This is a genomic window from Pantoea sp. EKM101V (assembly GCF_011800325.1).
GTDB lineage: Bacteria > Pseudomonadota > Gammaproteobacteria > Enterobacterales > Enterobacteriaceae > Pantoea > Pantoea anthophila.
In genome coordinates this window covers 96,576-123,389 of the sequence record NZ_JAALFP010000006.1, presented here as the reverse complement: position 1 = coordinate 123,389, position 26,814 = coordinate 96,576, and the positions used below count along the sequence as shown (strand labels likewise).

The window sequence follows — 26,814 nt, the reverse complement described above, 5'->3', positions numbered from 1 at the left end:
CGCTGTCAGATGACGCCCTTGCCGGGCGTCATCTTATCGCGGGTGAGCGGATCAGCCCGCCAGCCAGACTCCGATGCCATACAGCATGGCAGCCGAAATGACCCCGGCAATGATGTCATCGACCATAATGCCCATGCCACCGTGCACGTTGCGGTCAAACCAGCGAATCGGCCAGGGTTTCCACATATCCAGAATACGAAACAGTACAAATCCCCCGAGCACCCACTGCCAGCTGTTGACCGGAATCGCCATCAGCGTAATCCACATGCCGATAAACTCATCCCAGACAATACTGCCATGATCGTGAACGCCCATATCTTTGGCGGTGCGATGACAGAGGTAAACGCCGACGCAGATGCCGACCAGCACGACCAGCGAATAGAGGTCCTGCGGCAGAAACGTCATCAGCCACCAGAACGGGATCGCCGCCAGCGATCCCATGGTGCCAGGCACCACCGGGCTTAACCCGCTGCCAAAACCGGTCGCCAGCAGATGCCAGGGATTGCTCATCCGCAGGCGGCCTTTGGCCACATCGTTATTTCGTATCAAAGTGATCAAATCCTTTATGGCGGAAAGTGGCGGGCTTGCCATTATCCAGCAGCGTTAAGCCTTCCGACTCCGGTGCTATCTGACCGATGCAGGTGTAGGGCACGCCCAGATGACCCAGCGCCACATCCAGCGCGCCGCGATTCACCTCCGGCACGGTGAAACAGAGCTCATAATCCTCTCCCCCACTCAGCGCCCAGCGCAGAACCTGCTCAGGGTCGAAATGGTCACGCAGCGCGCCAGAAAGCGGCAGAGCATCAAGATTAAGCCGTGCGCCACAGCCGCTGGCTTTCAGCACGTGACCGAGATCGGAAATCAGGCCGTCAGAGAGGTCTACCGCAGAGGAGGCCAGCGCACGCAGGGCCTGTCCCTGCAGAATGCGCGGCATGGGGCGCAGATGGCGTTTGATCAGCGCCTCATGCACCGCCGGATCGCTGATGCGGCAGTGATGCTGCAGCAGCGCCAGCCCCGCCGCGCTGTCACCCAGCGTGCCGGTCACGTAGATCCAGTCACCCGGCTTCGCGCCGGAGCGTTTCAGGGCCCGGCCCTGCGGCACCAGACCGTGAATCGCCAGCGTCAGGCTCAGCGGGCCGCGCGTGGTGTCACCGCCCACCAGCTGCATATCGTAATACTCCAGCAGCTCAAACAGGCTCTCACTGAACGCCGACAGCCAGCTCTCATCGACCTGCGGCAGCGTCAGGGCCAGCGTCAGCCACGCGGGATCGGCGCCCATAGCGGCGAGGTCGCTGAGATTAACAGCCAGGGCTTTGTAGCCAAGATCGGCGGGATGGATATCCCGTAAGAAGTGCACACCGGCAACCAGGGTATCGGTGCTGATCGCCAGCGTCTGTTTTTCCGGCACGCTCAGTAACGCACAATCGTCACCGATGCCGAGTTCGACATCACGGCGGCTGCGTGTTCTGCGGTTGAAGTAGCGTGCGATGAGTTCAAATTCACCACAAGACATAATTACGTTCCGCTTAACCCTCTATGAAAAAAGGCCGGCAAGCCGGCCTTTTTGTTTATTTGCGATGGGGTCGAATCTGTGGACCGGCTTTATCCAGCACGCCGTTAACAAATTTATGACTGTCTTCAGCGCCGAAGACTTTCGCCAGCTCAATCCCTTCGTTGATGGCCACTTTATAGGGCACATCATCACGTTTGCTCAGCTCATACAGTGAGATGCGCAGGATCGCTTTTTCTACCTGACCCAGCTCTTCAAGCTGACGCGACAGGTAGGGCTTCATCAGTCCATCCAGATACGCACTGTTGGTCGCCACACCGGACAGCAGTTCGCGGAAATAGGTAATGTCGACGTCTTTGACGTCCTGTTCCGCCAGAAACTGGTATTCCACATCGGCAATGTCGTTATTCGACAACTGCCAGGAGTAAAGCGCCTGAACAGCGCACTCACGGGCGCGACGACGAGCAGCAGGTTTCACAAAATTCCCCTTACAAAAATCAGGCTTTAATGGCTTTCAATACGTTGATCATTTCGAGCGCGGTCAGTGCGGCTTCCGCACCTTTGTTACCGGCTTTGGTACCGGCACGTTCAATGGCCTGCTCGATGCTTTCGGTTGTCAGCACGCCAAACGCGACAGGAATGTCGCTGTTAATGGCGACGCTGGCGATACCGGAGCTGGCTTCACCCGCCACATATTCGAAGTGGGCTGTGCCACCACGAATCACGGTGCCGAGGGCGATAATCGCATCATATTTGCCGGCGTTAGCCAGCGCGCGAGCTGCCAGAGGCAGTTCGTAGGCGCCGGGAACCCAGACTACGGTGATATTGTCATCTTTGACCTGGCCGATGCGTTTCAGGGCATCAATTGCACCCTCCAGCAGGCTGTCATTAATGAAGTTGTTAAAACGCGCGATAACGATGGCAACACTGGCCTCAGGCGTTGCAACAGCAGCTTCGATAACTTTCATACTTATCCTTTCAGGGGTTTATTTAGCCCCGCGCAGGGGGGCGGATTCTATCATACTCTTCGGCGGCGTGCTCTCGCTTTTCCGCCCGTGTTATTGCGGCGTCAGGGTCAGGCGTAAATCGTCTCCGACCTGACGGACATCGCTGAAACGAAAGGCAGGCGCATCAGCCAGCTGACTGAGTCCGGGCAGGTGACACAGGCCGCGGCCTTCATCACCTAACAGCTTAGGTGCCACGTAGACGATCAGCTCATCGGCCAGTCCCGCCTGCAGCAGCGCACCCGCCAGCGTTGCACCCGCTTCAACCCAGACGCTGTTGATCTGGCGCTGGCCCAGCAGCATCATCATCGCCACCAGATCCAGCTGATGCTCGCGCTGCGGAACGGCAATTTGCGTCACGCCTGCGGGCCAGCTCTGCTGATCCGGCTGATGGCGCATCAGCCAGGTTTCTCCCGGCTGCGTAATCAGGCGATGCCCGGACGTAACGCGATTCTGGCTGTCGATAATCACCCGCACCGGCTGACGCAGCTGCTGCTCATCCAGCAGCGCCTGGGTGTCCGCACTGAGTTCGGACCAGCGCACCGTCAGGGAGGGATCGTCCGCCAGCACGGTTGCGCTGCTGCTCAGGATAGCCGCACTTTGCGCCCGCAGACGCTGCACATCACGACGTGCAGCCGCAGAGGTAATCCACTGACTTTCGCCGCTGGCCATGGCGGTCCGGCCATCCAGCGACGCGCCCAGTTTGAGCTGAATCCAGGGAAACCCGGTGCGCATCCGCTTGAGAAAGCCGCGATTCAGCGCCTCCGCTTCCGGCATCATCAGACCGTGGCTGACCTCAATGCCCGCCTGCTGCAGGCGGTGCAGCCCGCGACCGGCGACCTGCGGATTCGGGTCCTGCATCGCGGCCACGACCCGCTTCACACCGGCGGCGATCAGGGCATCACAGCAGGGAGGCGTACGGCCATGATGACTGCACGGCTCCAGCGTCACATAGGCGGTAGCACCGCGCGCTTTTTCGCCTGCCATACGCAGCGCGTGGACTTCCGCATGGGGTTCTCCGGCGCGCTGGTGCCACCCCTCCCCCACGACCTCACCATCGCGTACGATAACGCAGCCGACGTTGGGGTTGGGCATGGTGGTAAAACGGCCGCGTCGCGCCAGCTCCAGCGCGCGCGCCATATAGCGTTCATCCATACTTTAATCCTGTAACCGGGCGATCTCTTCGCCAAAATCCCGGATATCTTCAAAGCTGCGGTAAACCGAGGCGAAGCGGATGTAGGCCACCTTATCGAGTTTTTTCAGCTCATCCATCACCAGGTTGCCAATCAGCTTACTGGGGATCTCCCGTTCACCCGTGGCACGCAGCTGGGTTTTGATATGATTCACGGCGCTTTCCACCGCGTCGGCGCTGACCGGACGCTTTTCCAGCGCCTTCATCATCCCGCTGGCCATTTTGTCTTCATTGAACGGTTCGCGCACGTCATTGCTTTTCACCACGCGAGGCATCACCAGTTCTGCCACCTCAAAGGTGGTAAAGCGCTCATGGCACATCAGACACTGGCGGCGGCGGCGCACCGAAGAGCCTTCACTAACCAGACGAGAATCAATCACTTTGGTGTCCACAGCGGAGCAGAATGGGCAATGCATGACGTTTCCTGACGCGAGAGTGATGGGTCAGACAGTGTAGCGCGAACTGCGAATCAACAAAATCTCTTCGTGCCTTTCAGAGGATTCACCTCTCAGGATAAACGATGCTAAATTTCGTCTGCAGCAAAAGGGACTACGCTTTAAGGGCTGCAATTGAAATTTTCCACTAACACACTGGAGGTTGTATGGGTCTGTTTAACTTTGTGAAAGAAGCGGGTGAAAAATTGTGGGATGCCGTGCATGGCGGTGATGACCAGAATAAAAAGCTGCAGGAGCACATCGACAAACTCGGATTACCCGACAGCGACAAGGTTGATGTCAAAGTGAATGGCGATACCGTCACGGTGACCGGCGATGGCCTCTCTCAGGAGCTGAAAGAGAAGATTCTGATCGCAGCGGGCAACGTCGCGGGCATTACCAAAGTGGAAGACAAGGTTACCGTCACCGACAGCGCAGCGGAGTCCGAACTCTACACGGTGAAAAAAGGCGATACGCTGAGCGCTATCTCGAAACAGGTCTACGGCAACGCCAATGAGTACAATAAGATTTTCGAAGCGAACAAACCGATGCTGTCACACCCTGATAAGATCTACCCGGGTCAGGTGTTACGCATCCCGAAATAACGGACAAGGATAACTTATGAACAGGATGGTTTGGGTTCCGGTGGCGCTCTCTCTGGTAACGCTGAGCGGATGCAGCAGCACCGCCAGCACACCGCAGGTCAGAGAGCTGCATCAGGAAGTGAATCAGCTTAATCAGCAGATGCAGCACCTGACCTCGCAAGCCAGTGCGCTGGAGATTCAGGGACAGCTGAACAGCCAGTCTCAGCAGGGAGCATGGCTGCTGCCACAGGCCAATACGCCCGTGGCGTTGCAGACCCGGCTCGGTACGCTGCGACTGACGCTGTCGCCCGTCACGGCTGAAGCGAGCGGCTCGCGGGCAACCCTCACGGTGCGTTCGATGGATGAACAGCCGTTGCCTGCGCTGAACGCCACGGTGATCTGGGGCGAGCTCGATCCCGCCAGCGGCAAGCCGCTCGGCAATGACACGCTGAGTCAGACCATCACCGTACCTGCCTCCCTGCTGCCGCAGCATTCGGTCACCGTTCCGCTGCGACTCAGCGGTCTGACACCGGAGCAGATTGGCTACGTCCGCGTGCATAACGTGACCGGCAACGTGCCGACCCAGACCCCACCTGCTGCACCGGCATTACCCTGACGGCCGGCGCAAAAAAAAACGGGCAGCCCCAGGGCTGCCCGTTTTCATTTCTGTCATGCGATTACGGCAGGATAGAAGGCTGATCTGCGCCCTCTTTTTCAACCTTCTGCACCAGCATATGTTCACGCTTCATGCCCAGCTTCAGCGCCAGCGCCGAAGAGACATAAATGGATGAAATCGTACCGATCGTCACACCAATCAGCATGGTCAGTGAGAAGCCTTTCAGCAGCGCACCACCAAAGATGAAGAGGATGAGGATCATCGCCAGTGTGGTCAGCGAGGTAATCAGCGTACGGCTTAAGGTCTGGGTCAGAGACACGTTGGTAATATCGTAAGCGCTGCCGCGACGGATCTTGCGGAAGTTTTCACGAATACGGTCAGAGACCACGATTTTGTCGTTAAGCGAGTAGCCAATCACTGACATCAGTGAGGCAACAATCGTCAGGTCGATTTCAATACGGAACAGCGCCAGCAGACCGCAGGTGATGATGACGTCATGCGCCAGCGCCAGCACGGTGCCCAGTGCCAGACGCCACTCAAAGCGGAAACCGATATAGATCAGGATCGCAATCAGTGCAGACAACAGCGCCATCGCCCCCGCCTGCGCCAGGTCGCTGCCCACGCTCGGGCCTACGAACTCAATGCGCTTAACGGTCGCGTTCTGCTGGGTGGTCTGGTTAATCACCGACACCACTTTATTGCCTATTTCGGTGCCTGCCGGACCGGTAACCGGTGCCATACGCACCATGACGTCACGGCTGCTGCCAAAGTTCTGCACCAGCGGCTCGTCAAAGCCCGCTTTCACCAGATCGCTGCGCAGCGTGTCGAGGTCGGCAGGTTTTTCCAGCGCAATCTCAATCACGGTACCGCCGGTGAAATCGAGGCCCCAGTTAAAACCGCGCACGCCCACGATCGCAATCGCAGCGACGATCAGCAGTCCCGAAATGATGAAGGCCAGCGTATCCCAGCGCATAAAGTCGACGACTTTACGCCCGTGGTTCAACTGCTCAATGTTATATTCCTGTGCCACAACGCACTCCTCAGATAGACAGCTTGTTGATGCGTTTGCCACCGTAAACCAGGTTAACAATGGCACGGGTACCGATAATCGCGGTGAACATTGAGGTCGCGATACCGATAGCGGTGGTAATCGCAAAGCCTTTGATCGAACCGGTGCCGACCGCGTAAAGAATGATCACTTTGATCAGGGTGGTCACGTTCGCATCGACAATACTGGAGAAGGCGCCTTTGTAGCCCTCATGGATTGCCTGCTGAACCGAGCGCCCGTTGCGCAGCTCTTCTTTAATACGTTCGTTAATCAGTACGTTGGCATCAACTGCCACCGCCAGGGTTAACACGATACCGGCAATCCCCGGCATGGTCAGGGTCGCGCCCGGCAGCAGGGACATGATGCCGACAATCAGCACCAGGTTTACCAGCAGCGCACTGGTCGCAATCAGACCAAACTTCTTGTAGAACACCACCATGAACAGGATCGACGCAAGCAGACCCCAGAGGCAGGCTTCCAGACCCTGAGTAATGTTTTGCTGACCCATGGTCGGTCCGATAGTGCGCTCTTCCACGATCTGGATTGGCGCAATCAACGCACCGGCACGCAGCAGCAGCGACAGCTGACGCGCTTCGTTCGGATTGTTGATACCGGTAATGCGGAAGCTGTTCCCCAGGCGAGACTGGATATTGGCGACGTTAATCACCTCTTCCTGTTTCACCAGAATGGAACGGCCATTGGCATCTTTCTTACCGCTGTCTTTGTACTCCACAAACAGGGTCGCCATCGGTTTGCCGATGTTGTCCTTGGTGAAGTTCGACATGATGTTTCCGCCTGCGCCATCCAGTGAAATGTTCACCTGTGGCTGGTTGTACTCATCCATGCTGGAGGTCGAGTCGGTGATGTGGTCACCGGTCAGAATCACCCGCTTGTAGAGTACGACCGGCTGGCCGTCACGCATCTTTTTGACTTCGGAGTCACCCGGCACCCGGCCACTGGCGGCTGCGCTCGGATCCACGGTGGTGTTCACCAGACGGAATTCCAGGGTTGCGGTCGCACCCAGAATCTCTTTGGCGCGCGCCGTGTCCTGAATCCCTGGCAGTTCCACCACGATGCGATCGGAACCCTGACGCTGAACCAGCGGTTCCGCCACGCCCAGCTGGTTCACACGGTTACGCAGAATCGTGATGTTCTGCTGAACCGCATATTCACGCGCTTCGCTGAGACGGGCATCGCTCATGGTGGCACGCAGCGCATCGCTGCCGCTGCTGTTGATCACCAGATCCTGATGACGGGAAGAGAGCCAGGAAATCGCCGCATCGCGGCTGGCGGCGTCACGGAAACGAATTTCCACGCCGTAGTTCGCGATTTTATTGACGTTGGTATAGGGGATATTTTTGGCGCGCAGGTCGCTACGCAGCGTATCAGCATTCTGCTCCTGCAGTTTGCTGAGTGCGGTGTCCATGTCCACTTCCATCAGGAAGTGCACGCCGCCACGCAGGTCGAGACCGAGTTTCATCGGTTCTGCTGACAGCATGGTCAGCCAGCGGGGCGTGGCAGGCGCGAGGTTCAGCGCCACGACGTAATCTTCACCCAGCGCTTTCATGATCGCTTCACGGGCGCGTAACTGCACATCCGTATTGGCGAAGCGCGCGGTAATCGCACCATTTTCCAGCGCAACAGATTTGCTCTGGATATTCTCCTGTTTTAATGCGGACTGAATCTGATCCAGCGTCTGCTCACTGGCGGCGCTTCCGCGCGCACCAGTGATTTGAACGGCCGGATCCTCACCATAGAGGTTGGGAAGCGCATAGAGCAGGCCGACGATAATCACGACGACCAGCATCACATACTTCCACAAAGGATAACGGTTTAACACGGCAGTTCCCTTAGGGAAGAAAGAATTACAGCGCCTTAATGGTGCCTTTAGGCAGCACGGCGGCAACGAAATCACGTTTAATGACCACTTCGTTGGTGTCATTCAGCGCGATAGCGACGTAGCCCGTGTCAGAGACTTTTGTGACGCGACCCACCAGGCCACCGCTGGTTAACACTTCATCGCCCTTTGAGATGGAATCCATCAGCTTCTTGTGCTCTTTCGCACGTTTCTGCTGCGGACGCAGGATCATGAAATAGAAAATCAGACCAAACACCACCAGCATGATCACCAGAGAATACGGACTTCCCTGAGACGGTGCGCCTGCTGCGGCCACGGCGTCAGAAATGAATAAGCTCATTAAATTTCCCTCATTGATGAATTGTCAGACGTTAAAGGCGGAACTTCTTTACCCGTCCGTTGGTAAAACTCAGTTACAAAGCGCTCTAATCTACCCTCTTCGATAGCCTGGCGTAAACCAGCCATCAGACGCTGGTAGTAGCGCAAATTGTGGATAGTATTCAGACGCGCGCCCAGTATTTCGTTACAACGGTCGAGATGATACAAGTAGGCCCGGCTATAATTGCGACAGGTGTAACAGTCACACTCCGCATCCAGTGGCGCGGTGTCATCTTTGTAGCGGGCGTTGCGGATCTTCACCACGCCCTCGGTCACAAACAGATGACCATTGCGCGCATTACGGGTTGGCATCACGCAGTCGAACATATCGACGCCGCGACGGACGCCCTCAACCAGATCTTCAGGTTTGCCAACGCCCATCAGATAACGGGGTTTATCCTGCGGAAGCTGCGGACAGACGTGCTCAAGAATACGGTGCATGTCCTGCTTAGGTTCACCCACCGCCAGGCCGCCCACAGCGTACCCATCAAAGCCAATCTCTACCAGACCTTTAACCGAGACATCTCGTAAATCTTCGTAAACCGAGCCCTGGATAATGCCAAACAGCGCATTTTTGTTGCCGAGGCTGTCAAAACGGTCACGGCTGCGTCGTGCCCAGCGCAGCGACATCTCCATTGAACGTTTGGCATAGTCCCAGTCCGCCGGATAAGGCGTACACTCATCGAAAATCATCACGATGTCGGAACCGAGGTCATACTGAATCTCCATCGATTTTTCCGGATCGAGGAAGATCGGATCGCCGTTGATCGGGTTACGGAAATGCACGCCCGCTTCGGTGATTTTACGGATGTCGCCCAGGCTGAAGACCTGGAAGCCACCGGAATCGGTCAGAATCGGCCCTTTCCACTGCATAAAGTCATGCAGATCGCCGTGCAGTTTCATGATCTCCTGACCCGGACGCAGCCAGAGATGGAAGGTATTCCCCAGAATGATCTGCGCGCCGGTATCCTGTACCTCTTCCGGCGTCATGCCTTTGACGGTGCCATAGGTGCCAACGGGCATAAACGCCGGGGTTTCCACCACGCCGCGATCAAAAATCAGACGGCCACGGCGTGCGCGCCCGTCTGTGGTATCAAGTTCAAATTTCACAAAGCCTCCATCGGAGAAACAGTCCGATGCAGATAGCCTTCTGTCACGCAGAGCGCGATTCCGGCTATCGGTTGATAAATCAGTCGCCCACTTTTTCCAGCGGCGCCTGCGGATTTTTACTGATAAACATCGCGTCGCCATAACTGAAGAAACGATATTGCTCAGCCACGGCTGCGCGGTACGCGGCCATGGTGTGCTGATACCCGGCGAAGGCCGAGACCAGCATAATCAGGGTCGATTCAGGCAGATGGAAGTTGGTGATGAGCGCGTCGATCACCTGATACTCATAGCCCGGATAGATAAAAATCTGGGTATCGTCGAAGAATGGCGCGATCAGGGCATCCTGGCTCGCTTTGGCTGCGCTCTCCAGCGACCGGACGGAGGTGGTGCCCACCGCAACCACCTTATTGCCGCGCGCCTTGCAGGCCAGCACCGCATCAACCACCTCCTGCGGTACTTCGGCATATTCCGCGTGCATGTGATGCTCTTCGATGGTTTCGACACGCACCGGCTGGAAGGTTCCCGCCCCGACATGCAGCGTCACAAACGCCATCTCAATGCCCTTCTCTTTCAGCGCCTGCAACAGCGGCTCATCAAAATGCAGACCGGCTGTGGGTGCCGCGACGGCCCCCGGACGGGCGCTGTAGACGGTCTGATAAAGCTCGCGGTCGGCCTCTTCGTCCGGCCGATCGATATAGGGCGGCAGAGGCATATGGCCCACGCTGTTCAGAATATCGAGTACCGCGCGCTCATCATCAAATTCAATCTCAAACAGCGCATCGTGGCGGGCCACCATGGTCGCTTTCACGCTCTCATCTTCGCCCAGCAGCAGCGCTGCACCCGGCTTCGGCGCTTTTGAGGCGCGCACATGTGCCAGCACACGCTTGTCGTCGAGCATCCGCTCGACCAGCATCTCGATTTTGCCGCCGCTGGCTTTGCGGCCAAAGACGCGCGCCGGGATCACACGGGTATTGTTGAACACCAGCAGATCGCCTGGATTCAGCTTATCCAGCACGTCGGTAAAGACCCCGTGCGTCAGTGCGCCGCTGGGACCGTCGAGCGACAGCAGACGGCAGCCGCTGCGCTGCGCCTGGGGATAGTGAGCAATCAGGGATTCGGGCAATTCAAAAGCAAAATCGGCGACACGCATTGAAGTGTTCTTTCTCAGGCAAAAACAGGCGGCACAGTTTAGCGGAAAATCGACCAATTCTGAACAGCTGGCTGCGCAAAGGCAGTTCAGCCTATAATGCGGCATGAACTTTCTTGCTCATCTCCATCTGGCTCAGCTGGCCGACAGCTCCCTGCTCGGCAATCTAATGGCTGACTTTGTGCGGGGTAACCCGCACCAGCACTGGTCTGCGCCTGTCGCAGACGGCATCCTCATGCACCGGCGTCTTGACGTCATGACCGACACGCTGCCGGAAGTGCGCAGCGCCCGTCAGCTGTTCCGTGCTGAAACCTATCGCGTGGCCCCGATTACGCTGGACGTCATCTGGGACCATTTTCTGGCCCGTCACTGGCAGCAGTTCATGCCCGGCCAGACGCTGGCGCAGTTTTCTGCCGCCGCCGAGCGCGAAATCGTGCCGCACCTCGCGGAGACGCCGGTCGATTTTCAGGAACTTAACGCGGTGATGTGGCGCGAGCGCTGGTTTGAGCATTATGCCCAGCCCGCGCGGCTGGAGCGGGTCCTCCATGGCATGGCCAGCCGCCGTCCGCGTCTGGCGGCACTGCGCGACTCCTACCAGGATTTCACTAAACACTACGATCAGCTGGAAGCGCTGTTTTTTGTTTTTTATCCGCGTTTAATGGCGCTGGCGACCAGCCGCACCCTGTAAAACCCGATCCTCTGCTGCCGCACCGGGCGGGCGCAGGCGCCTGCCCGCTGAAAAAGCCCGTCGTCCGCCCCTGCGCCATCTTGCCATTGCCCGCTAACTGCGGCTTAATGAAGCCTTTCTTAACAATAGTTACGTTAACAGCACAGCCAGACCGCCTGTTCAGGCGCGCCTTCCGTTCGTTATGGCACAAAATCATAAGAGGAAAAGATGTCATCCGCTTCGCAATCTGAAATTGACGCGCGTTACCGTTACGCCTGCGACATCGCCCGTGCGGCGGGCAGCCGGGCCCTGTCATGGTATCAGCAGCGTCAGACACTGGTGGTGGAACACAAAAGGGATTTACAGGATGTGGTGAGCGAGGCTGACCGCAACGTGGAAGCGCTGCTTAAAACATTAATCGCTGAACGTTTTCCTGACGATGCCGTCTATGGCGAAGAGAGCGGTGGCGAGGTTCAGGGCGCCCCCTTTGTCTGGGTCATCGATCCCATCGACGGCACCGCCTGCTTCGTCAACGGCCTGCCTAACTGGTGCGTGTCGCTGGCGGTGGTCTGCGAGGGCGAACCGGTGATCGGCGTAATCTGCGACCCCAATCATCAGGAGCTGTTTCATGCCCGCAAAAACCACGGGGCGTGGCTTAACGAAAGCCGCCTGCAGGTCCATGCGGCAGAGCGGCTTAACGAAGGGCTGCTGGGTATCAGCAACTCCAGCCGCACCGGCGGCGAAAGCGTCTCGCGCCTCATCACCGGTCTGATTGAGCAGGGTGGCATGTTTATTCGGGTGGGGTCCGGCGCGCTGACCAGCGCCTGGGCTGCTGCTGGACGCCTGATAGGCTATTACGAAGCGCACATGCATCCCTGGGATAGTCTGCCGGGCATTGTCCTGATGCGCGAAGCGGGCGGCGTCACCAACGACTACCTGCGTAACGACGGGCTGAAAAACGGTAATCCGGTTCTGCTGGCCAATGCGGCCCTCTATCCACAGATTAAAGCGCTGACGGGTAATCCCGCTCTGGATGAGTAGATGATCCGGTTACGGCTGCGTCGGTGCGCGCTTATTCTCGCCGCTCTCTGTCTGCTGAGCACGACGTCACAGGCGGCTGAGTATCAGCTGGAGAAGGTGGTCGAGCTGAGCCGCCACGGCGTGCGGCCACCGACGCCGGGAAACCGCAAAGAGATTGAGGCGGCCAGTGAGCAATCCTGGACGGTGTGGACCACCGCCGATGGGGAGCTGACCGGACATGGCTACAGCGCGATCGTGAATAAGGGGCGCTGGCAGGGCGATCACTATCGCCAGCTCGGCCTGCTGGCGGCGGGCTGCCCCGATGCGGCGCAGGTCTACGTGCGGGCCAGTCCGTTGCAGCGCACCCGCGCCACCGCGGCGGCACTGACTGACGGCGCCTTTCCCGGCTGCGGCGTGCCGGTGCATCACGTCGCGGGCGATGTCGATCCCCTGTTTCAGAGCGACAAACTGCCGCTCACCCGCATCGATCCCGCCCGGGCGCTGGCGGCTAAGCAGCAGAAGGCAGGCGATCTGGCACAGCGGCAAAAGCAGCTGCAACCGGCAATTCAGCAGCTCAGAGCGGCGGTCTGCCCGCCTGCGTCCCGCTGCACGTTCTTCGATCGCCCCTGGCAGTTCAGACAGACCCGCAACGGCGGCAGTTACGTTGAGGGGCTGAGCGCGATGGCCAGCATGGTGGAGACGCTGCGCCTGGGCTACAGCGAAAATCTGCCGTCTAATCAGCTCGCCTGGGGACACATCACCTCGGCGGCGCAGATCACCTCGTTGCTGCCACTGCTGACCGCAAACTACGACCTCAGTAACGATATCCTTTATCTGGCCCAGCGGCGTGGCTCGATCCTGCTCAGCACAATGCTGCAGGCGATTGGCTCTGACACGTCGCCGACCCGCTGGTTAATTCTGGTAGCGCACGACACCAATATTGCCATGGTGCGCACGCTGATGGGCTTTGACTGGGCGTTGCCAGGCTATTCATGCGGGAATATTCCGCCAGGCAGCAGTCTGGTGCTGGAGCGCTGGCGCGACACGCGAAGCGGGGAACGTTTTTTGCAGATCTACTTTCAGGCGCAAAGCCTGGATGATCTCCGTCGGCTGCAGCCGGTTGATGAAAAACACCCGTTATTACATCAGGCGTGGCATCAGCCTGGCTGCAGGGATACCAGGGTGGGCCTGCTCTGCCCTTATCAATCCACGCTGACACACCTGCAGAAAAACATCGACAACAGCGCCACGCTGCCGGTTTCCGTTATATTGCCCTGAGTCTGTGGCTAATCATATTCAGGCCGCAACAAAAACGCGGTCTGAATAATGTTAATCCCTGTTAATTAGCGCTATTCCGCCCTTTTCTTAATTGAATCCGGCTGGCTTTCAGCGTCCCGCGTTTTGTTTTACGATAGCCCCGTCAATCATCCCTTTATACATTTTTTCCTGTAATATTTAGATTCTTTCGGCGACTGGTTTCGCCGTTTTTTATTTCCTTTTACCCTTCCCTTCTCTGGCCATTCAGGCCTGTCTGACGCCGTCTGCCGGGTAATGACTTTTATTCTGCGCTGACTGCGCATCCTTTGAGAAATTAAGGCGGGAGGAAAAGAGAATGAAGGCGGGAGATTGCCGGTTCTGCTCCCCCGTGAATCGGGAGAGCAGAACGGAAGATTAGCGTGGCTTGCGCACCAGCTTATAGCCCAGCAGCAACAGCACAATCCACACCATACCCACGTAGAGTGAAATGCGGGTATCGGGGAAATAACCAATCAGGCCGATAATAAAGCAGAGGAAGGCGACGCCGACGCCAGCGGTCCAGCTGCCGCCCGGCAAGGCGAACAGCAGCTTACCGGCCGCCTCTTTGCCAATTTTGCGGCGGAACGCGATCTGCGACAGCAGAATCATAATCCAGACCCACACCGTAGCAAAGGTCGCCAGCGAGGCGATCACCAGGAAGACTTTCTCTGGCATCAGGTAGTTGAGATAGACCGCGATCAGCATGGCGAACATCATCACCACGACCGTCACCCACGGAATGCCGCGTGCGGAAACCTTCATGAAGACCTTCGGCGCATGGCCCTGCTGCGCCATGCCGTGCAGCATACGGCCCACGCCAAAGACATCGCTGTTAATCGCGGAAAGTGACGCGGTCAGCACCACGAAGTTGAGAATCGAGGCGGCTGCAGCGATCCCCAGATGCTGAAAGGTCAGCACAAACGGGCTGCCCGACGTCCCCACCTGGTTCCACGGGTAGATCGACATAATCACAAACAGCGTGCCGACATAAAAGACCAGAATGCGCCATGGCACCGAGTTGATCGCGCGCGGAATCGACTTCTCCGGCTCTTTCGCTTCCCCGGCGGTGATGCCGATGATTTCGATGCCGCCGTAGGCGAACATCACCATCTGCAGCGACAGCAGCATGCCGACCACGCCGTGAGCGAAGAAGCCGCCGTTGGTCCAGAGGTTGTGGATACCGGTTGGCTGCCCGCCGTTGCCAATCCCCCAGATAATCATGCCGAAACCGGCCAGAATCATCACGATAATGGTGGCGACCTTGAAGAAGGAGAACCAGAACTCCACCTCGCCAAACACCCTGACGCTCATCAGGTTAACCGCCCCGATGATCAGCACCACGCTCAGCACCCAGATCCAGTGCGGCACCTCCGGGAACCAGACGCCCATATAGATGCCAAACGCCGTCACATCGGCAATCGCCACAATCAGGATTTCAAAACAGTAGGTCCAGCCGGTGATGTATCCGGCCATCGGCCCCAGATAGTCCTGGGCGTAACGGGAGAAGGAGCTGGCCTGAGGATTATTGACCGACATCTCACCCAGCGCGCGCATGATGATGTAAGCCACTGCCCCGCCGATGATATAGGCGAGCAGCACGCTCGGCCCGGCCATTTTAATCGCGTCAGCGGAACCGTAAAAGAGCCCGGTGCCAATCGCCGATCCCAGCGCCATAAAGCGGATGTGGCGCGTGCTCAGTCCGCGTTTGAGCTTATTGGTTTCTTGCATAACAACCTGTACCTGTGAAATGAAAAAACCACGGGCAAGCCCGTGGTTAAAGAAAAAACCGTGCTGACTGTTACGAGTGAGCCGTTACCTGTTCAGGCCCTTTCACCCGATCAACCACAGCGGCAATCAACAGCATCACCAGCGACGGCGGCAGCCAGGCGAGACCCTGGTCAGCCAGCGGCAGATGCTGGCTGAAAGCCGGCAGCAAATCTTTAAACCCGGTCGTTTTAATCGCATCGACAATGCCAAACAGCAGGCTTACCAGCATTGCAGGCGCGATAATCCGGCTGCTCTTGTTCCACCATTTGAGGGTGAAACTCAGCACCACCAGCACGATACAGGGCGGATAGATCGCCGTCAGTACCGGGATGGAGATCTGAATCAGGTGGCTCAGGCCGAGATTCGACACCACCATAGAGAACAGACCCAGAATAAACACCAGCGTTTTATACGATAACGGCAGGTATTGCGCAAAAAATTCCGCACAGGCACAGGTCAGGCCCACCGCGGTCACCATGCAGGCGACGAAGATCAGAGCGGCCAGGAAGAAGCTGCCCATGTTGCCAAAGGTGTGCTGAACATAGGCGTGCAGAATCGCTGCGCCGTTAGCGTTTTGATCCACCAGCGCGCCGCTGCCCGCCCCCAGTTTAAACAGGCAGAGGTAGACCAGCGTCAGGCCCAGACCGGCAATCAGTCCTGCCAGTACGGTATAGCGGGTCAGCAGTGCAGCATTGTCCACGCCACGCGAACGGGCGGCGTTAACAATCACGATGCCAAACACCAGCGCGCCCAGGGTATCCATGGTCAGGTAACCGTTGACGAAACCGCTGGAGAAGGCCGCACGCTGATAATCAGCCGTGGCGGTGATCGTCCCGCCTGCCGGCCACAACAGCGCGGCGACGCCCAGTATGGTCAGCGCAACGATTTTCAGGGGTGCCAGGAAGTGCCCTACCGTGTCGAGCAGCTTGCCGGGATAGAGCGACACGCCAATCACCAGCACAAAGTAGATCAGGCTGTAGATAAACAGCGGCAGCGCGCCTTCACCGGTCAGGGGGGCGATGCCCATCTCAAACGAGACCGTCGCCGTTCGCGGGGTGGCAAACAGCGGCCCGACGGCCAGATAGCAGACGGTGGCCAGCACGATGCCCGCCACCTTGCCGATCGGGCTGCTGAGCGCATCCACGCCGCCGCCGACACGGGCCAGCGCGATCACGGTCATCACGGGCAGACCCACAGCGGTAAGCAGAAATCCGATAGCGGCAGTCCAGACGTGTTCGCCAGACTGAATACCAACCATAGGAGGGAAAATGATGTTGCCCGCGCCAACAAACAGGGCGAATGTCATAAAGCCCAGCGCGAGAATGTCCTTCGAAGTTAAACGATGTGTCATACGGCCTGTCACTGATGTTGCGGTGGAAGTTGGGTTTGTGTTGTCCCCCTCGCTGCATATAAGCCGCGACCTGACTGAGTGTCTCAGCGCATTATGCTCGTCGCAGGGAAAAGTGCAGGTGATTTGAGCTGCTTTTATTCTGTTCACAGAGGGATGGATCGACAACGGCGCTAAGTAAAACGTTTATAGCGGAGAAAGGCAATACGGGATCGGAAAACCAGAAGCTTATCCCGCCATTTTTTCAAATGACAGAGGATAGCGTTGATTTTTGGCACAGGCACACAAGATGATGTGCCTGAAAAACAGACAGACGGTGGGAAATGTCCGCATAAACGCACCGGCAGATACACAAAAGGCGCGTTTTACGCGCCTGTCTGCACAACGTTACAGCCTTACCAGACCTGTTTCGCGATATCGACAACCAGTCGAATCTTCTGCCACTGCTCAGCTTCGCTGAGGCTGTTGCCCTCTTCGGTCGACGCAAAGCCGCACTGCGGGCTGAGGCAGATCTGCTCCAGACTCACAAACTGCGCCGCCTCTTCCAGCCGGGATTTCACCTGCGCCGGATCTTCCAGCTCTCCCACTTTCGTGGTGATCAGCCCCAGCACCACCTGCTGATGACCGGGCTTGATAAAGCGCAGAGGCTCGAAGCCGCCGGAACGGGCATTGTCATACTCCAGGAAGAAAGCATCTACGTTGACGCTGCCGAACAGGATTTCAGCGACCGGTCCGTAACCGCCCTCTGAGATCCAGGTTGAGCGGAAATTACCGCGACAGACATGCAGACCCACGGTCAGATCGGCCGGTTTATCCTCCAGCGCTTTGTTCAGCACCCGGGCATAGGTCTGCGCCAGCTGCGCCGGATCGTCACCACGCGCCCGGATATCCCGCTTCTGATCTTCCGAGCAGAGGTAAGCCCAGACGGTGTCATCCAGCTGCAGATAGCGACAGCCCGCCGCGTAAAACGCCTGAATCGCCTGTTTGTAGGTCTGCGCCAGATCGTCGAAATAGTCCGCCAGATCGGGATAGACCTCCGCGTCGATCACTTTGCGACCGCCACGGAAGTGCAGCACGCTGGGGCTGGGAATGGTCATCTTCGGCACCGCATCACCGGCAATGCTCTGCAGGAAGCGGAAATGGTCCAGCATCGGGTGATCGGCCGGAAAGCCGAGCTTACTTACCACTTTCACACCGTGCGCTTTGGTCTGCACGCCATTGAACTGAATGCCCTGCTCCGCTTCATAGCTCTCGACGCCGTCCAGGCCGTAGAAAAAATCGAAGTGCCACCAGCCGCGACGAAACTCACCGTCAGTCACGACTTTCAGGCCGTTCTCACGCTGCTTAGCCACCACATCACGGATGGCCTCATCTTCCACCTGACGCAGCGCTGCCGCATCAATCTCGCCGGCCGCAAACTGTTCGCGCGCCTGTTTAATCGCAGCGGGACGGAGGAAGCTGCCAACGGTATCGGCACGGAACGGGGCGGTTTCTCTTTGCATGATCACTCCTGTCTCTCCTGCCAATCATTGCGGCAGGAAATAATTGCATTCTGATATAAATAGCCATCTGGATGGCTATATGTCTGAATGCAGAGTGACATGAGTGGCCTAAGTCTGCAACTGAAGAAAATTCAGCGATGATGAAAAAAATTCAACTTAGAGGATTACTGCAGGGCTGCACGTGCCTGCGCCATCTGCGTGTCAGAGAGCGGCAGGTAGCCCGCCTCACTAACCCGACGCTGTCCCTGCGCAGAAAGCACCTGCTGCAGAAACGCGGCCACCAGCGGCGGCAGCGGCTTACCGGGCGCTTTATTGACATAGAGATAGAGCGGACGCGCCCAGGGATAGCGGCCACTGCGGATAGCCTCCGCATCCGGGGCAATCGCCTGCCCCTGATCGTTCATCACCGCCAGCATTTTGACGCCGCTGAGATGAAAGCCAAAACTGGCGTAGCCAATGCTGCGCGGGTTACCGGCTACCGCCTGCACCACCGCAGCCGAGCCGGGAAACTCCGCCACGTCGCGGCGAAAATCGCCCTTGCAGAGCGCCTGCTGCTTGAAGAAACCCCAGGTGCCGGAGGCGGAGTTGCGGCCATAGCGCTGAATCGGCCGTTTACGCCACTCAGCGCCGGTTAAGCCAAGATCGCCCCAGAACCGCGGCACGCTGTGTGCACCGCACAGGCGGGTCACTGAAAAGAGGGCATCAAGCTGCGAGGGCGCAATCTGCTGCAGCGGATTACGCTGGTTGACCACGACGACCAGCGCATCCATGGCCACCGGAACCGCCAGCGGCGGGTAGCCGTAGCGCGCTTCAAACGCCTGGCGTTCATCCGCCTGCATCGGGCGGCTCATCGGGCCGAGTTGCGCCGCCCCCGCCGCCAGCGCGGTCGGGGCCGTAGAGGAGCCGGAGGCCTGCACCTGCACGTTGACGCCCGGAGCCTGACGGCTGAAATCCTCGCTCCAGAGGGTCATCAGATAGCCCAGCGTATCAGACCCGACACTGCTGAGATTGCCGGCGAGCGTGCCGGGCTGAGCCAGCGCCAGACCCGGCAGCAGCGTAATGAGGAAGAGAAGAAGCAGGCGCATGGCAGAGTTCCGGCAGCGGTTAATAAACGGCATTCTCCTGCATCACGCTGCTGACAATCAACCTTGCTGGCAGCGTAAAGGTAAAGCAGGTCTCCTTATGCGGCACGCTGGTGATATCGAGCCGCGCGTTGTGGTGGCTCAGGGCATGTTTCACAATCGCCAGCCCCAGCCCGCTGCCACCGGTGGCGCGTGAGCGCGCCTTGTCAACCCGGTAGAAGCGCTCGGTCAGCCGCGGGATGTGTTCCGGCGCGATCCCCGGCCCGTTGTCACAGACCCGGAAAATCGCGCCCTGTTTGCCGCGCAGCCAGCTGATATCGATCCGCGTGCCCTCTGGCGTGTGGTTCACCGCGTTGTAAACCAGATTGGAGATGGCGCTGCGCAGCTGTTCATCGTTGCCGAACACTTTCAGATGGGGATCGGTGTGGAAATGGATGTCGTGGCGGCCGCCGCTCAGCGTCGCGGCTTCATGCTGCAGCAGTTTCAGCATCACCGGCACATCGACCTTCTCTTTCAGGTCGATCGCCGGGGCCGCTTCGATGCGCGACAGCGTCAGCAGCTGCTTAACCAGGCTGTCCATGCGGCGCGTCTGCTCCGACATGGTGTGCAGCGCTTTGCTGCGCGAAGGTTCGCTCATCACCGAGTCGTTCATCATCTCCAGATAGCCCTGCAGCACCGTAAGCGGGGTGCGCAGCTCATGGCTGACATTGGCAAAGAAGTTGCGGCGCGCCCCTTCCAGCTGATGCATCTGCGTCACATCGCGCGCCACCAGCAGCCACTGCCCTTCACTGTAGGGCATGACGCGAAATTCCATGTGCAGTTTATTGTTCAGCACCAGCGTCAACGGTTTATCAAAATCGCGCTGGCGAAGATAGCGGGAGAATTCGGGGTAACGCAGCAGGTTGAGGATGTTCTGGCCATTATCTTCCGGCCAGCGCAGGCCAAGGTGCTGCTGCGCCAGTCCGTTGCACCAGAAAATGGTGCCCTCTTCGGTGGTGAGGATGACCGCATCCGGCAGCGATTCGGCACCGCTGCGGAAACGCTTGATCAGATTGCCCAGTTCGCGCCGCCGCCGCCGGTTGCGCAGCTGCATCTGGTAAAGCCCATAGAAGAGCGGCTCCCAGCTGGCACGCCCGGCAGGGGGCGTCATGGTGCGGTCGAGCCACAGCCAGTGTGACAGCCGCATCAGATTATGAAAATGCCACAGCAGCACCAGCAGCACGCTCAGCAGCAGCCACCAGGCCAGCCCGCCAAACAGCAGGCCCGGCAGCAGCGCGGGCAGACAGGCCAGCAGCAGTTCTGTCAGTAATCTCTTCCAGGAGAGGCGTTCCAGCACGGTAAAGGCTCCGTTCAGTAGCGGGCAGAGAAACGATACCCTGTTCCGCGAACGGTTTGTACCATGCGATCGTGGCCGGAGATCTCCAGCGCTTTACGTAAACGGCGGATGTGAACATCAACGGTGCGATCTTCCACATACACATTGGTGCCCCAGACGTGGTTCAGCAGCTGTTCGCGGCTGTAAACGCGCTCCGGGTGCGTCATAAAGAAGTGCAGCAGCTTATATTCGGTCGGGCCCATCTCCAGCGGCGTGGTTTCGGACATCACGCGATGCGACGAGGGGTCCAGACTCAGCCCCTGCATCTCGATCACCTCTTCCACCGCCATTGGTGAAATACGGCGCATCACCGCTTTAATGCGCGCCATCAGCTCTTTGGGGGAAAAAGGCTTGGTAATGTAGTCATCCGCGCCCACTTCCAGCCCGCGCACCCGATCTTCCTCTTCGCCACGGGCGGTGAGCATCATGACCGGAATGTCGCGCGTCATCGCCTCACGCTTCAGGTGTTTGATAAACTGAATACCGCTGCCGCCCGGTAACATCCAGTCCAGCAGAATCAGATCGGGCCAGGGTTCGATCAGCCTGGCCACGGCGCTGTCATAATCTTCCGCCTCGATTGGCTGATAGTCGTTCTGCTCCAGAACAAAACACAACATTTCACGGATGGGGGCTTCATCCTCCACAACCAAAATGCGCTTAGCCATTATTTCTCCTGCTGATTATGACGGCTGTCACTGAGATTCGCGGCGCCATTATGCGTCAGATTTGTGACACTTTTATGAAAAACATAACCTGCCTGTAACCACATAGGTAATCAATTATGACAGTGCAGCGACTCTTTTTTGCTTTGGCCGCAGAGCCAGTATAATCGCCGGGCGAATCACAACGGCAGGGACTCATCATGCGCATTATTCACACTGCGGACTGGCATCTGGGGCAGTTCTTCTACAACAAAAGCCGGGCGGCCGAACATCAGGCGTTTCTCGACTGGCTGTTGATCCAGATTGAACAGCATCAGGTGGATGCGCTGATAATTGCGGGCGATCTGTTTGATACCGGCACGCCGCCCAGCTACGCGCGCGAAATGTTCAACCGTTTTGTGGTGGCGCTGCAGCCCAGCGGCTGTCAGCTGATTGTGCTGGCGGGCAACCACGACTCCGTGGCGACGCTGAATGAGTCGCGCGAGCTGCTCGCCTGTCTCAATACCCGGGTGATCGCCACCCCGCAGGACGATGATGTGCTGCTGCTCAACACCCGTCAGGGTGAACCGGGGGCGCTGCTCTGTGCGATTCCCTACCTGCGTCCGCGCGACATCCTGCGCAGCCGGGCGGGTCAGTCGGGACGCGACAAACAGACCTCGCTGCTGGAGGCGATCGCTCACCACTATCAGCAGCGTTTCGCCGCAGCACAGGCACTGGGCCATGCGCTACCGGTGATCGCCACCGGTCACCTCACCACCGTCGGCGTCAGCCAGAGCGATTCGGTGCGTGACATCTATATCGGCACGCTGGACGCCTTCCCGGCCAGTGCCTTTCCCGCCGCCGACTACATTGCGCTGGGCCATATTCATCGCGCGCAGCGCGTCGCCGGCAGCGAGCATATCCGCTACAGCGGCTCACCAATCCCGCTGAGTTTTGATGAGCTGAGCAGTGAAAAAAGCGTCTTCCTGCTGGAGCTGACGGCCAGCGGCCTGCAGGCGGTTACCCCGCTGGTGGTGCCGCAGACTCAGCCGATGCAGGCGCTGAAAGGATCGCTGGCGCAGATTGCTGAACAGTTAAACGCCTTCAGCGGGCAGCAGCCGGAGAAACCGATCTGGCTCGATATCGAAGTCACGACCCAGGAGTACCTCAGCGATCTGCAACGGCAGGTGGAAACGCTGACCGCCACGCTGCCCGTCGAGGTGCTGCTGTTGCGCCGCAGCCGTGAACAGCGGCAGCAGAGCCTGGCGCGGCTTGACAATGAAACCCTGAGCGAGCTGAAGGTGGAAGAGGTCTTCGCCCGCCGGCTGGCGCTGGATGAGGGCTTAGAGGCGGAGCAGATCGATCAGATGACCACCCTGTTTCGTCAGACGCTGGCCGCCATGGAAGAGACCCAATGAAGATCCTTACGCTACGTTTTAAAAATCTGAATGCCCTGCGCGGTGAATGGTTTATCGATTTCCGCGCCGAACCTTTTGCCAGCAACGGCCTGTTCGCCATTACCGGTGCCACCGGTGCCGGGAAAACCACCCTGCTGGATGCCATCTGCCTGGCGCTCTACCACCAGACGCCGCGTCTGGGCGCGATCTCCCAGAGCCAGAACCCGCTGATGACCCGCGACTGCGCGGAGTGTCTGGCTGAGGTGGAGTTTGAGATTAAGGGTGAAGCCTGGCGCGCCTTCTGGAGTCAGAACCGCGCGCGCGGTGCCGCCGACGGCAAGCTGCAGGCCCCGCGCGTTGAGCTGGCACGCTGCGCCGACAACACCATCGTGGCCGATAAGGTGGGTGACAAGCTGAAGCTGACGGAAACCCTCTCCGGGCTCGATTTTGAACGCTTTACCCGCTCGATGATGCTCTCTCAGGGCCAGTTCGCCGCGTTTCTCAATGCCAGAGCCAGTGAACGCGCCGAACTTCTCGAAGAGCTGACCGGCACCGAAATCTACGGCCTGATCTCAGCCGCCATTTATGAGCGCCACAAAGAGGCGAAAACCCAGCTGGACCTGCTGCGCAGCCAGGCAGGCGCGATGACCCTGCTGGAGAGTGAAGCGCGCGAGGCGCTGCAACAGCAGCTGACCGGGCTGACCCAGGCGGAACAGCAGCTCAGCAGCCACTATCAGCAGGCGCAGCAGCAACAGCAGTGGCAGCAACAGGTACAGCAGCTGCAGCGGGAGAGTGAGCAGGCGGAGGCGGCGGTGCAGCAGGCCAGCGCGGCATTACAGGCCGCTGAGCCCGATCGCCAGCGGCTGGCACGCAGCGAACCGGCTGAAAAACTGCGAGGCGCGCTGCAGCAGCGCGACGCCCTGCGTACCGAGCAGCAGCAGGTCTCGCATCGCTGTCAGCAGCTGACGGATCAGCAGCAGCAGGCGCAGAGCCAGCATCAGCAGCATCAGCAGCGCTATGCGGCCACCCAGCTTGCCCGCCAGCAGGCACAGCAGGAACAGCAGCAGCAGGAGACCCTGCTGATGGAACAGGTGTTGCCGCTGGATCAGCGCATCAGCGCCCTGCAGCAGCACAATGAGGAGCAGCAGCAGGAAAACGCCCGTCAGCAACAGCATCTTGAGCAGACCCAGGCAACCCTGGCGGAGCAGACCCGTCAGGTGACCCGCCTGAAGCAGGCGATGGCAGAACAGCATCAGTTACGTGAGCAGTTGACCGATCTGGCGCACTGGGGGGCTTCGCTGCCGCTGTGGCAGGAGAACTTTGCCCTGCTGGCACAGCGTGAAGCGACGCTGGCGGGACTGACACAACAGCGCAATCAGCAGCAGCAGCAGATCGCCACCCAGCAGGCGGAACAGCAGCAGCTGGCCCGACAGGCACTGTCGCGCCAGCAGGCGGAGCAACAGGCCCGCCAGGCGCTGTCGCAGGCGGAGCAAGCACTAACTTCGCTTCAGGAGCAGCATCCGCCTGCTGCACTGCGTCAGGCGTTAAGCCAGTTGCAGAGCAGCCGTCCGGCGCGTCAGCAACTGCTGCTGCTCTCAACGCAGTGGCAGCCGCTGCACCAGCAGCTGGACCAGCGCCAGCAAAGGCTACACGCGCTGGAAAAAGCGCATCAGCAGAGTGAAGCGGAATTGCAGACGCTGCGTGAGACGTGGAAACGCGAAAAACAGCAGCTGGATGATGTGGAAAAAATCTGCGCGCTGGAGCAGCAGATTGTCGATCTCAGCGACTACCGCGCCCGACTCACCGCCGATCAGCCCTGCCCGCTGTGCGGCTCCTGCACCCATCCCGCCGTCGGGGCCTACAGCACACTGGAAGTCAGTGCTAATCAGCAGCGCCGGGCTGCGCTGCAACAACAAACCGAGGCACTGCGCGAAGCGGGCACGGCAAAAAACGAACAGCTGAAGCAGTCTGCGGTACAGCAGCAGACGCTGCGCGAGGAAATCGCCGGGATGCAGCAACAGCTTGAGCAGCTTGAGCAGCAATGGCAGGTTCTGAGCGGTGAGCTGGCACTTACTTTCCCGCTTGCCGATCGCGAGGCCTTAGCCACGTGGCAGCAGCAGCAAAGCGACCGTGAAAGTCAGCTTGAGCAGCAGCGACAGGCTCAGGAAGCCGCTGAACAGGCCCTTCAGGCTGCGAAAGATCACCATCTTCAGCAGCTACAGGCCTGGCAGCAGCAGCAGCAGGCCGAACAGCTGGCGCAGCAGTCCCTGACCAGCCTGCTACAGGCGCTGGATGTGCTGCAACAGCGTCAGCAGCAGGAACAGCAGGCCTGGGAGCAGTTGCAGAGCCGTCTGGAGCAGCAGTTCAGCGCACACCATCTTGCCCTGCCCGCTGCCGCCGATCGCGCTGCGTGGCTGGCGGAGCAACAGCGGCGCTGGCAGCGCTGGCAGGAGAGTGAGCAGTTGCTCGCTAACCTGCAGCCACAGCTGTTGAAAGGGGAAACCCAGCTCACTGCCCTGCAGCAGCAGGCTGAACAGGAACAGCAGCAGCTCACGACTCGTCTGCAGCAGCAGCAGCAGAGCCAGGCGCAGCTCAGCGAAATGCGTCAGCAGCGTCTGGCGCTGTTTGGCGATCGCGAGGTCACCCTCGCCCGTCAGCAGCTGCAGGCCCGCGTTCAGCACGCCGATGAACAGCTGGCACAGCAGCTCACCGCCCTGCAACAGGCGCAGGCCGAGGTCAGTCGCCTGCAGGGTGAGCTGGCGGGGCTGGAAAATCAGCGTCAGACCCTCAGCGGCAAACTGACAGAGGCGGAAAGCATACTGCAGCAGGCACTGGCGCGCGCCGGATTTGCCGATGAAGCCAGCCTGCGCGCGGCGCTGCTGGATGAGCAGAGTGCGCTGCAACTGCGCCAGCAGCTGCAGCAGCTCGATCAGCAGTACCAGCAGCAGCAGGCGCGACGGGCGGATCTGCGTCAGCGGCTCAGCACCCATCAGCAGGCAAAGCCCGACGCGATGCCGGAATCTGCCGAGGCGCTGGCGCAGCAGCTGGAGCAGTTACGACTGGCGCTGCGCGACAACGCCAGCCAGCAGGGTCAGATTCAGCAGCAGCTGCACAGCGACGCCAGCCTGCGTGCCCGGCAGCAGAGTCTGATGACACAGATAGAACAGGATGGGGTGGCGCTGGCGCAGTGGAGCCTGCTCAACGACCTGATCGGCTCCGCCAGCGGCGATAAATTCCGGCGTTTCGCCCAGGGACTAACGCTGGATCATCTGGTCGCGCTCGCTAACCGTCAGCTCGACCGGCTACACGGCCGCTATCTGCTGCAGCGGCGGGCGCAGGATCAGCTGGAGCTGGATGTGGTTGACACCTGGCAGGCTGATGCCGCGCGCGATACCCGCACCCTGTCGGGCGGGGAGAGCTTCCTGGTCAGTCTGGCGCTGGCCCTGGCGTTATCCGATCTGGTGAGCCACAAAACGCGCATCGAATCGCTGTTTCTGGATGAAGGATTCGGCACGCTGGATGCCCAGACGCTCGACACCGCGCTGGATGCCCTGGATGCGCTCAACGCCAGCGGCAAAACCATCGGGGTGATCAGCCACGTTGAGGCGATGAAGGAGCGCATCCCGGTGCAGATTAAAGTGCGCAAGATGAACGGATTGGGTTACAGCCAGCTGGAGCTGCCCCAGGGATAACGGGCGCGTCAGCCGGGAGGTTAAGCGATGCGCGGCGCTGACATCCGGCGAGCCGTTATCCGCAGGCAGCACCAGAATCGAGGCGGGTTTGCTGGCATGGAAGGCACTGCCCGCCGTCAACCGGGAGAGTGCCGCAAAGGCCTGTG

The 26,814-nt window shown here is 59.1% G+C and carries 24 protein-coding genes and 1 pseudogene; 7 read left to right on the top strand and 18 right to left on the bottom strand.

What is annotated here, in order from left to right:
* Nucleotides 1-51 precede the first annotated feature (51 nt).
* The 6 genes from pgpA to nrdR all read right to left on the bottom strand — a co-directional run bounded on the left by pgpA (nt 52) and on the right by nrdR (nt 4,122).
* Complete coding sequence (pgpA, locus tag HFD92_RS11605; RefSeq protein ID WP_111208105.1) at nt 52-591, bottom strand: phosphatidylglycerophosphatase A; 540 nt, start codon at nt 589-591, stop codon at nt 52-54.
* Entirely contained in the window at nt 536-1,513 is a 978-nt protein-coding gene (gene thiL, locus HFD92_RS11600) for a thiamine-phosphate kinase (protein WP_046101351.1), read from the bottom strand. The genes pgpA and thiL overlap by 56 nt, the downstream gene beginning before the upstream one ends.
* A gap of 55 nt (nt 1,514-1,568) precedes the next feature.
* Nucleotides 1,569-1,988, bottom strand: coding sequence for a transcription antitermination factor NusB (gene nusB / locus HFD92_RS11595; RefSeq protein WP_009091744.1), 420 nt, complete (start codon nt 1,986-1,988; stop codon nt 1,569-1,571).
* A 19-nt stretch (nt 1,989-2,007) separates the two neighbouring features.
* Nucleotides 2,008-2,478, bottom strand: coding sequence for a 6,7-dimethyl-8-ribityllumazine synthase (gene ribE / locus HFD92_RS11590; protein WP_009091746.1), 471 nt, complete (start codon nt 2,476-2,478; stop codon nt 2,008-2,010).
* 90 nt (nt 2,479-2,568) lie between these two features.
* Nucleotides 2,569-3,669, bottom strand: a complete 1,101-nt coding sequence (gene ribD / locus HFD92_RS11585; RefSeq protein ID WP_058956372.1) for a bifunctional diaminohydroxyphosphoribosylaminopyrimidine deaminase/5-amino-6-(5-phosphoribosylamino)uracil reductase RibD — start codon at nt 3,667-3,669, stop codon at nt 2,569-2,571.
* A gap of 3 nt (nt 3,670-3,672) precedes the next feature.
* Nucleotides 3,673-4,122, bottom strand: coding sequence for a transcriptional regulator NrdR (nrdR, locus tag HFD92_RS11580; protein WP_009091750.1), 450 nt, complete (start codon nt 4,120-4,122; stop codon nt 3,673-3,675).
* 185 nt (nt 4,123-4,307) lie between these two features.
* Here nrdR and lysM point away from each other — a divergent pair, with 185 nt between their 5' ends.
* The gene (gene lysM / locus HFD92_RS11575; RefSeq protein WP_167428970.1) at nt 4,308-4,745 is read left to right on the top strand and encodes a peptidoglycan-binding protein LysM; all 438 of its coding nucleotides are present in this window, start codon (nt 4,308-4,310) and stop codon (nt 4,743-4,745) included.
* A 16-nt stretch (nt 4,746-4,761) separates the two neighbouring features.
* Complete coding sequence (locus HFD92_RS11570; protein WP_140028167.1) at nt 4,762-5,340, top strand: DUF3251 domain-containing protein; 579 nt, start codon at nt 4,762-4,764, stop codon at nt 5,338-5,340.
* Nucleotides 5,341-5,401: 61 nt separating this feature from the next.
* On the opposite strand, the gene secF is transcribed toward HFD92_RS11570, so the two are convergent.
* From secF to queA, 5 genes are all read right to left on the bottom strand, one after another.
* The gene (gene secF, locus HFD92_RS11565; protein ID WP_009091756.1) at nt 5,402-6,370 is read right to left on the bottom strand and encodes a protein translocase subunit SecF; all 969 of its coding nucleotides are present in this window, start codon (nt 6,368-6,370) and stop codon (nt 5,402-5,404) included.
* Between the two features lie 10 nt (nt 6,371-6,380).
* Nucleotides 6,381-8,228, bottom strand: a complete 1,848-nt coding sequence (gene secD / locus HFD92_RS11560) for a protein translocase subunit SecD (protein ID WP_167428969.1) — start codon at nt 8,226-8,228, stop codon at nt 6,381-6,383.
* A gap of 25 nt (nt 8,229-8,253) precedes the next feature.
* Complete coding sequence (gene yajC / locus HFD92_RS11555) at nt 8,254-8,586, bottom strand: preprotein translocase subunit YajC (protein ID WP_009091760.1); 333 nt, start codon at nt 8,584-8,586, stop codon at nt 8,254-8,256.
* Nucleotides 8,586-9,734 (bottom strand): tRNA guanosine(34) transglycosylase Tgt, encoded by a 1,149-nt coding sequence (gene tgt, locus HFD92_RS11550; protein WP_009091761.1) that lies wholly within the window; start codon nt 9,732-9,734, stop codon nt 8,586-8,588. Before tgt ends, yajC begins: the two co-directional genes overlap by 1 nt.
* Before the next feature lie 79 nt (nt 9,735-9,813).
* A complete protein-coding gene (gene queA, locus HFD92_RS11545) occupies nt 9,814-10,884 on the bottom strand; it encodes a tRNA preQ1(34) S-adenosylmethionine ribosyltransferase-isomerase QueA (protein WP_009091763.1) in 1,071 nt (356 codons plus the stop codon).
* A 103-nt stretch (nt 10,885-10,987) separates the two neighbouring features.
* Between queA and HFD92_RS11540 the strand changes: the two genes are divergently transcribed.
* The 3 genes from HFD92_RS11540 to HFD92_RS11530 all read left to right on the top strand — a co-directional run bounded on the left by HFD92_RS11540 (nt 10,988) and on the right by HFD92_RS11530 (nt 13,846).
* Nucleotides 10,988-11,569 carry an ACP phosphodiesterase gene (locus HFD92_RS11540; RefSeq protein WP_167428968.1) on the top strand — a complete coding sequence of 194 codons (582 nt, stop codon included), beginning with the start codon at nt 10,988-10,990 and terminating at the stop codon, nt 11,567-11,569.
* A gap of 207 nt (nt 11,570-11,776) precedes the next feature.
* Nucleotides 11,777-12,589, top strand: coding sequence for an inositol monophosphatase (locus tag HFD92_RS11535; RefSeq protein WP_046101347.1), 813 nt, complete (start codon nt 11,777-11,779; stop codon nt 12,587-12,589).
* The gene (locus tag HFD92_RS11530) at nt 12,590-13,846 is read left to right on the top strand and encodes a histidine-type phosphatase (protein WP_167428967.1); all 1,257 of its coding nucleotides are present in this window, start codon (nt 12,590-12,592) and stop codon (nt 13,844-13,846) included.
* A gap of 393 nt (nt 13,847-14,239) precedes the next feature.
* Here HFD92_RS11530 and proY read toward each other — a convergent pair whose 3' ends face one another.
* From proY to phoB, 6 genes are all read right to left on the bottom strand, one after another.
* Nucleotides 14,240-15,592, bottom strand: a complete 1,353-nt coding sequence (gene proY / locus HFD92_RS11525; RefSeq protein WP_009091770.1) for a proline-specific permease ProY — start codon at nt 15,590-15,592, stop codon at nt 14,240-14,242.
* A 70-nt stretch (nt 15,593-15,662) separates the two neighbouring features.
* Nucleotides 15,663-16,982, bottom strand: coding sequence for a branched-chain amino acid transporter carrier protein BrnQ (gene brnQ / locus HFD92_RS11520; RefSeq protein ID WP_167428966.1), 1,320 nt, complete (start codon nt 16,980-16,982; stop codon nt 15,663-15,665).
* A gap of 392 nt (nt 16,983-17,374) precedes the next feature.
* The gene (locus tag HFD92_RS11515; RefSeq protein WP_046101345.1) at nt 17,375-18,481 is read right to left on the bottom strand and encodes a cobalamin-independent methionine synthase II family protein; all 1,107 of its coding nucleotides are present in this window, start codon (nt 18,479-18,481) and stop codon (nt 17,375-17,377) included.
* Nucleotides 18,482-18,645: 164 nt separating this feature from the next.
* Complete coding sequence (locus HFD92_RS11510) at nt 18,646-19,566, bottom strand: PstS family phosphate ABC transporter substrate-binding protein (protein ID WP_167428965.1); 921 nt, start codon at nt 19,564-19,566, stop codon at nt 18,646-18,648.
* A 19-nt stretch (nt 19,567-19,585) separates the two neighbouring features.
* Nucleotides 19,586-20,899 carry a phosphate regulon sensor histidine kinase PhoR gene (phoR, locus tag HFD92_RS11505; RefSeq protein WP_167428964.1) on the bottom strand — a complete coding sequence of 438 codons (1,314 nt, stop codon included), beginning with the start codon at nt 20,897-20,899 and terminating at the stop codon, nt 19,586-19,588.
* 14 nt (nt 20,900-20,913) lie between these two features.
* Nucleotides 20,914-21,603, bottom strand: coding sequence for a phosphate response regulator transcription factor PhoB (phoB, locus tag HFD92_RS11500; protein ID WP_009091780.1), 690 nt, complete (start codon nt 21,601-21,603; stop codon nt 20,914-20,916).
* Nucleotides 21,604-21,800: 197 nt separating this feature from the next.
* On the opposite strand from phoB, the gene sbcD reads away from it, so the two are divergent.
* A complete protein-coding gene (gene sbcD, locus HFD92_RS11495; protein WP_046101343.1) occupies nt 21,801-22,997 on the top strand; it encodes an exonuclease subunit SbcD in 1,197 nt (398 codons plus the stop codon).
* Complete coding sequence (locus HFD92_RS11490) at nt 22,994-26,668, top strand: AAA family ATPase (RefSeq protein ID WP_167428963.1); 3,675 nt, start codon at nt 22,994-22,996, stop codon at nt 26,666-26,668. Before sbcD ends, HFD92_RS11490 begins: the two co-directional genes overlap by 4 nt.
* On the opposite strand, the pseudogene HFD92_RS21805 reads toward HFD92_RS11490, so the two are convergent.
* Nucleotides 26,663-26,776: pseudogene (locus tag HFD92_RS21805) on the bottom strand (GNA1162 family protein); the annotation flags it as partial. The gene HFD92_RS11490 and the pseudogene HFD92_RS21805 sit on opposite strands and share 6 nt — an antisense overlap.
* Nucleotides 26,777-26,814: the final 38 nt, after the last annotated feature.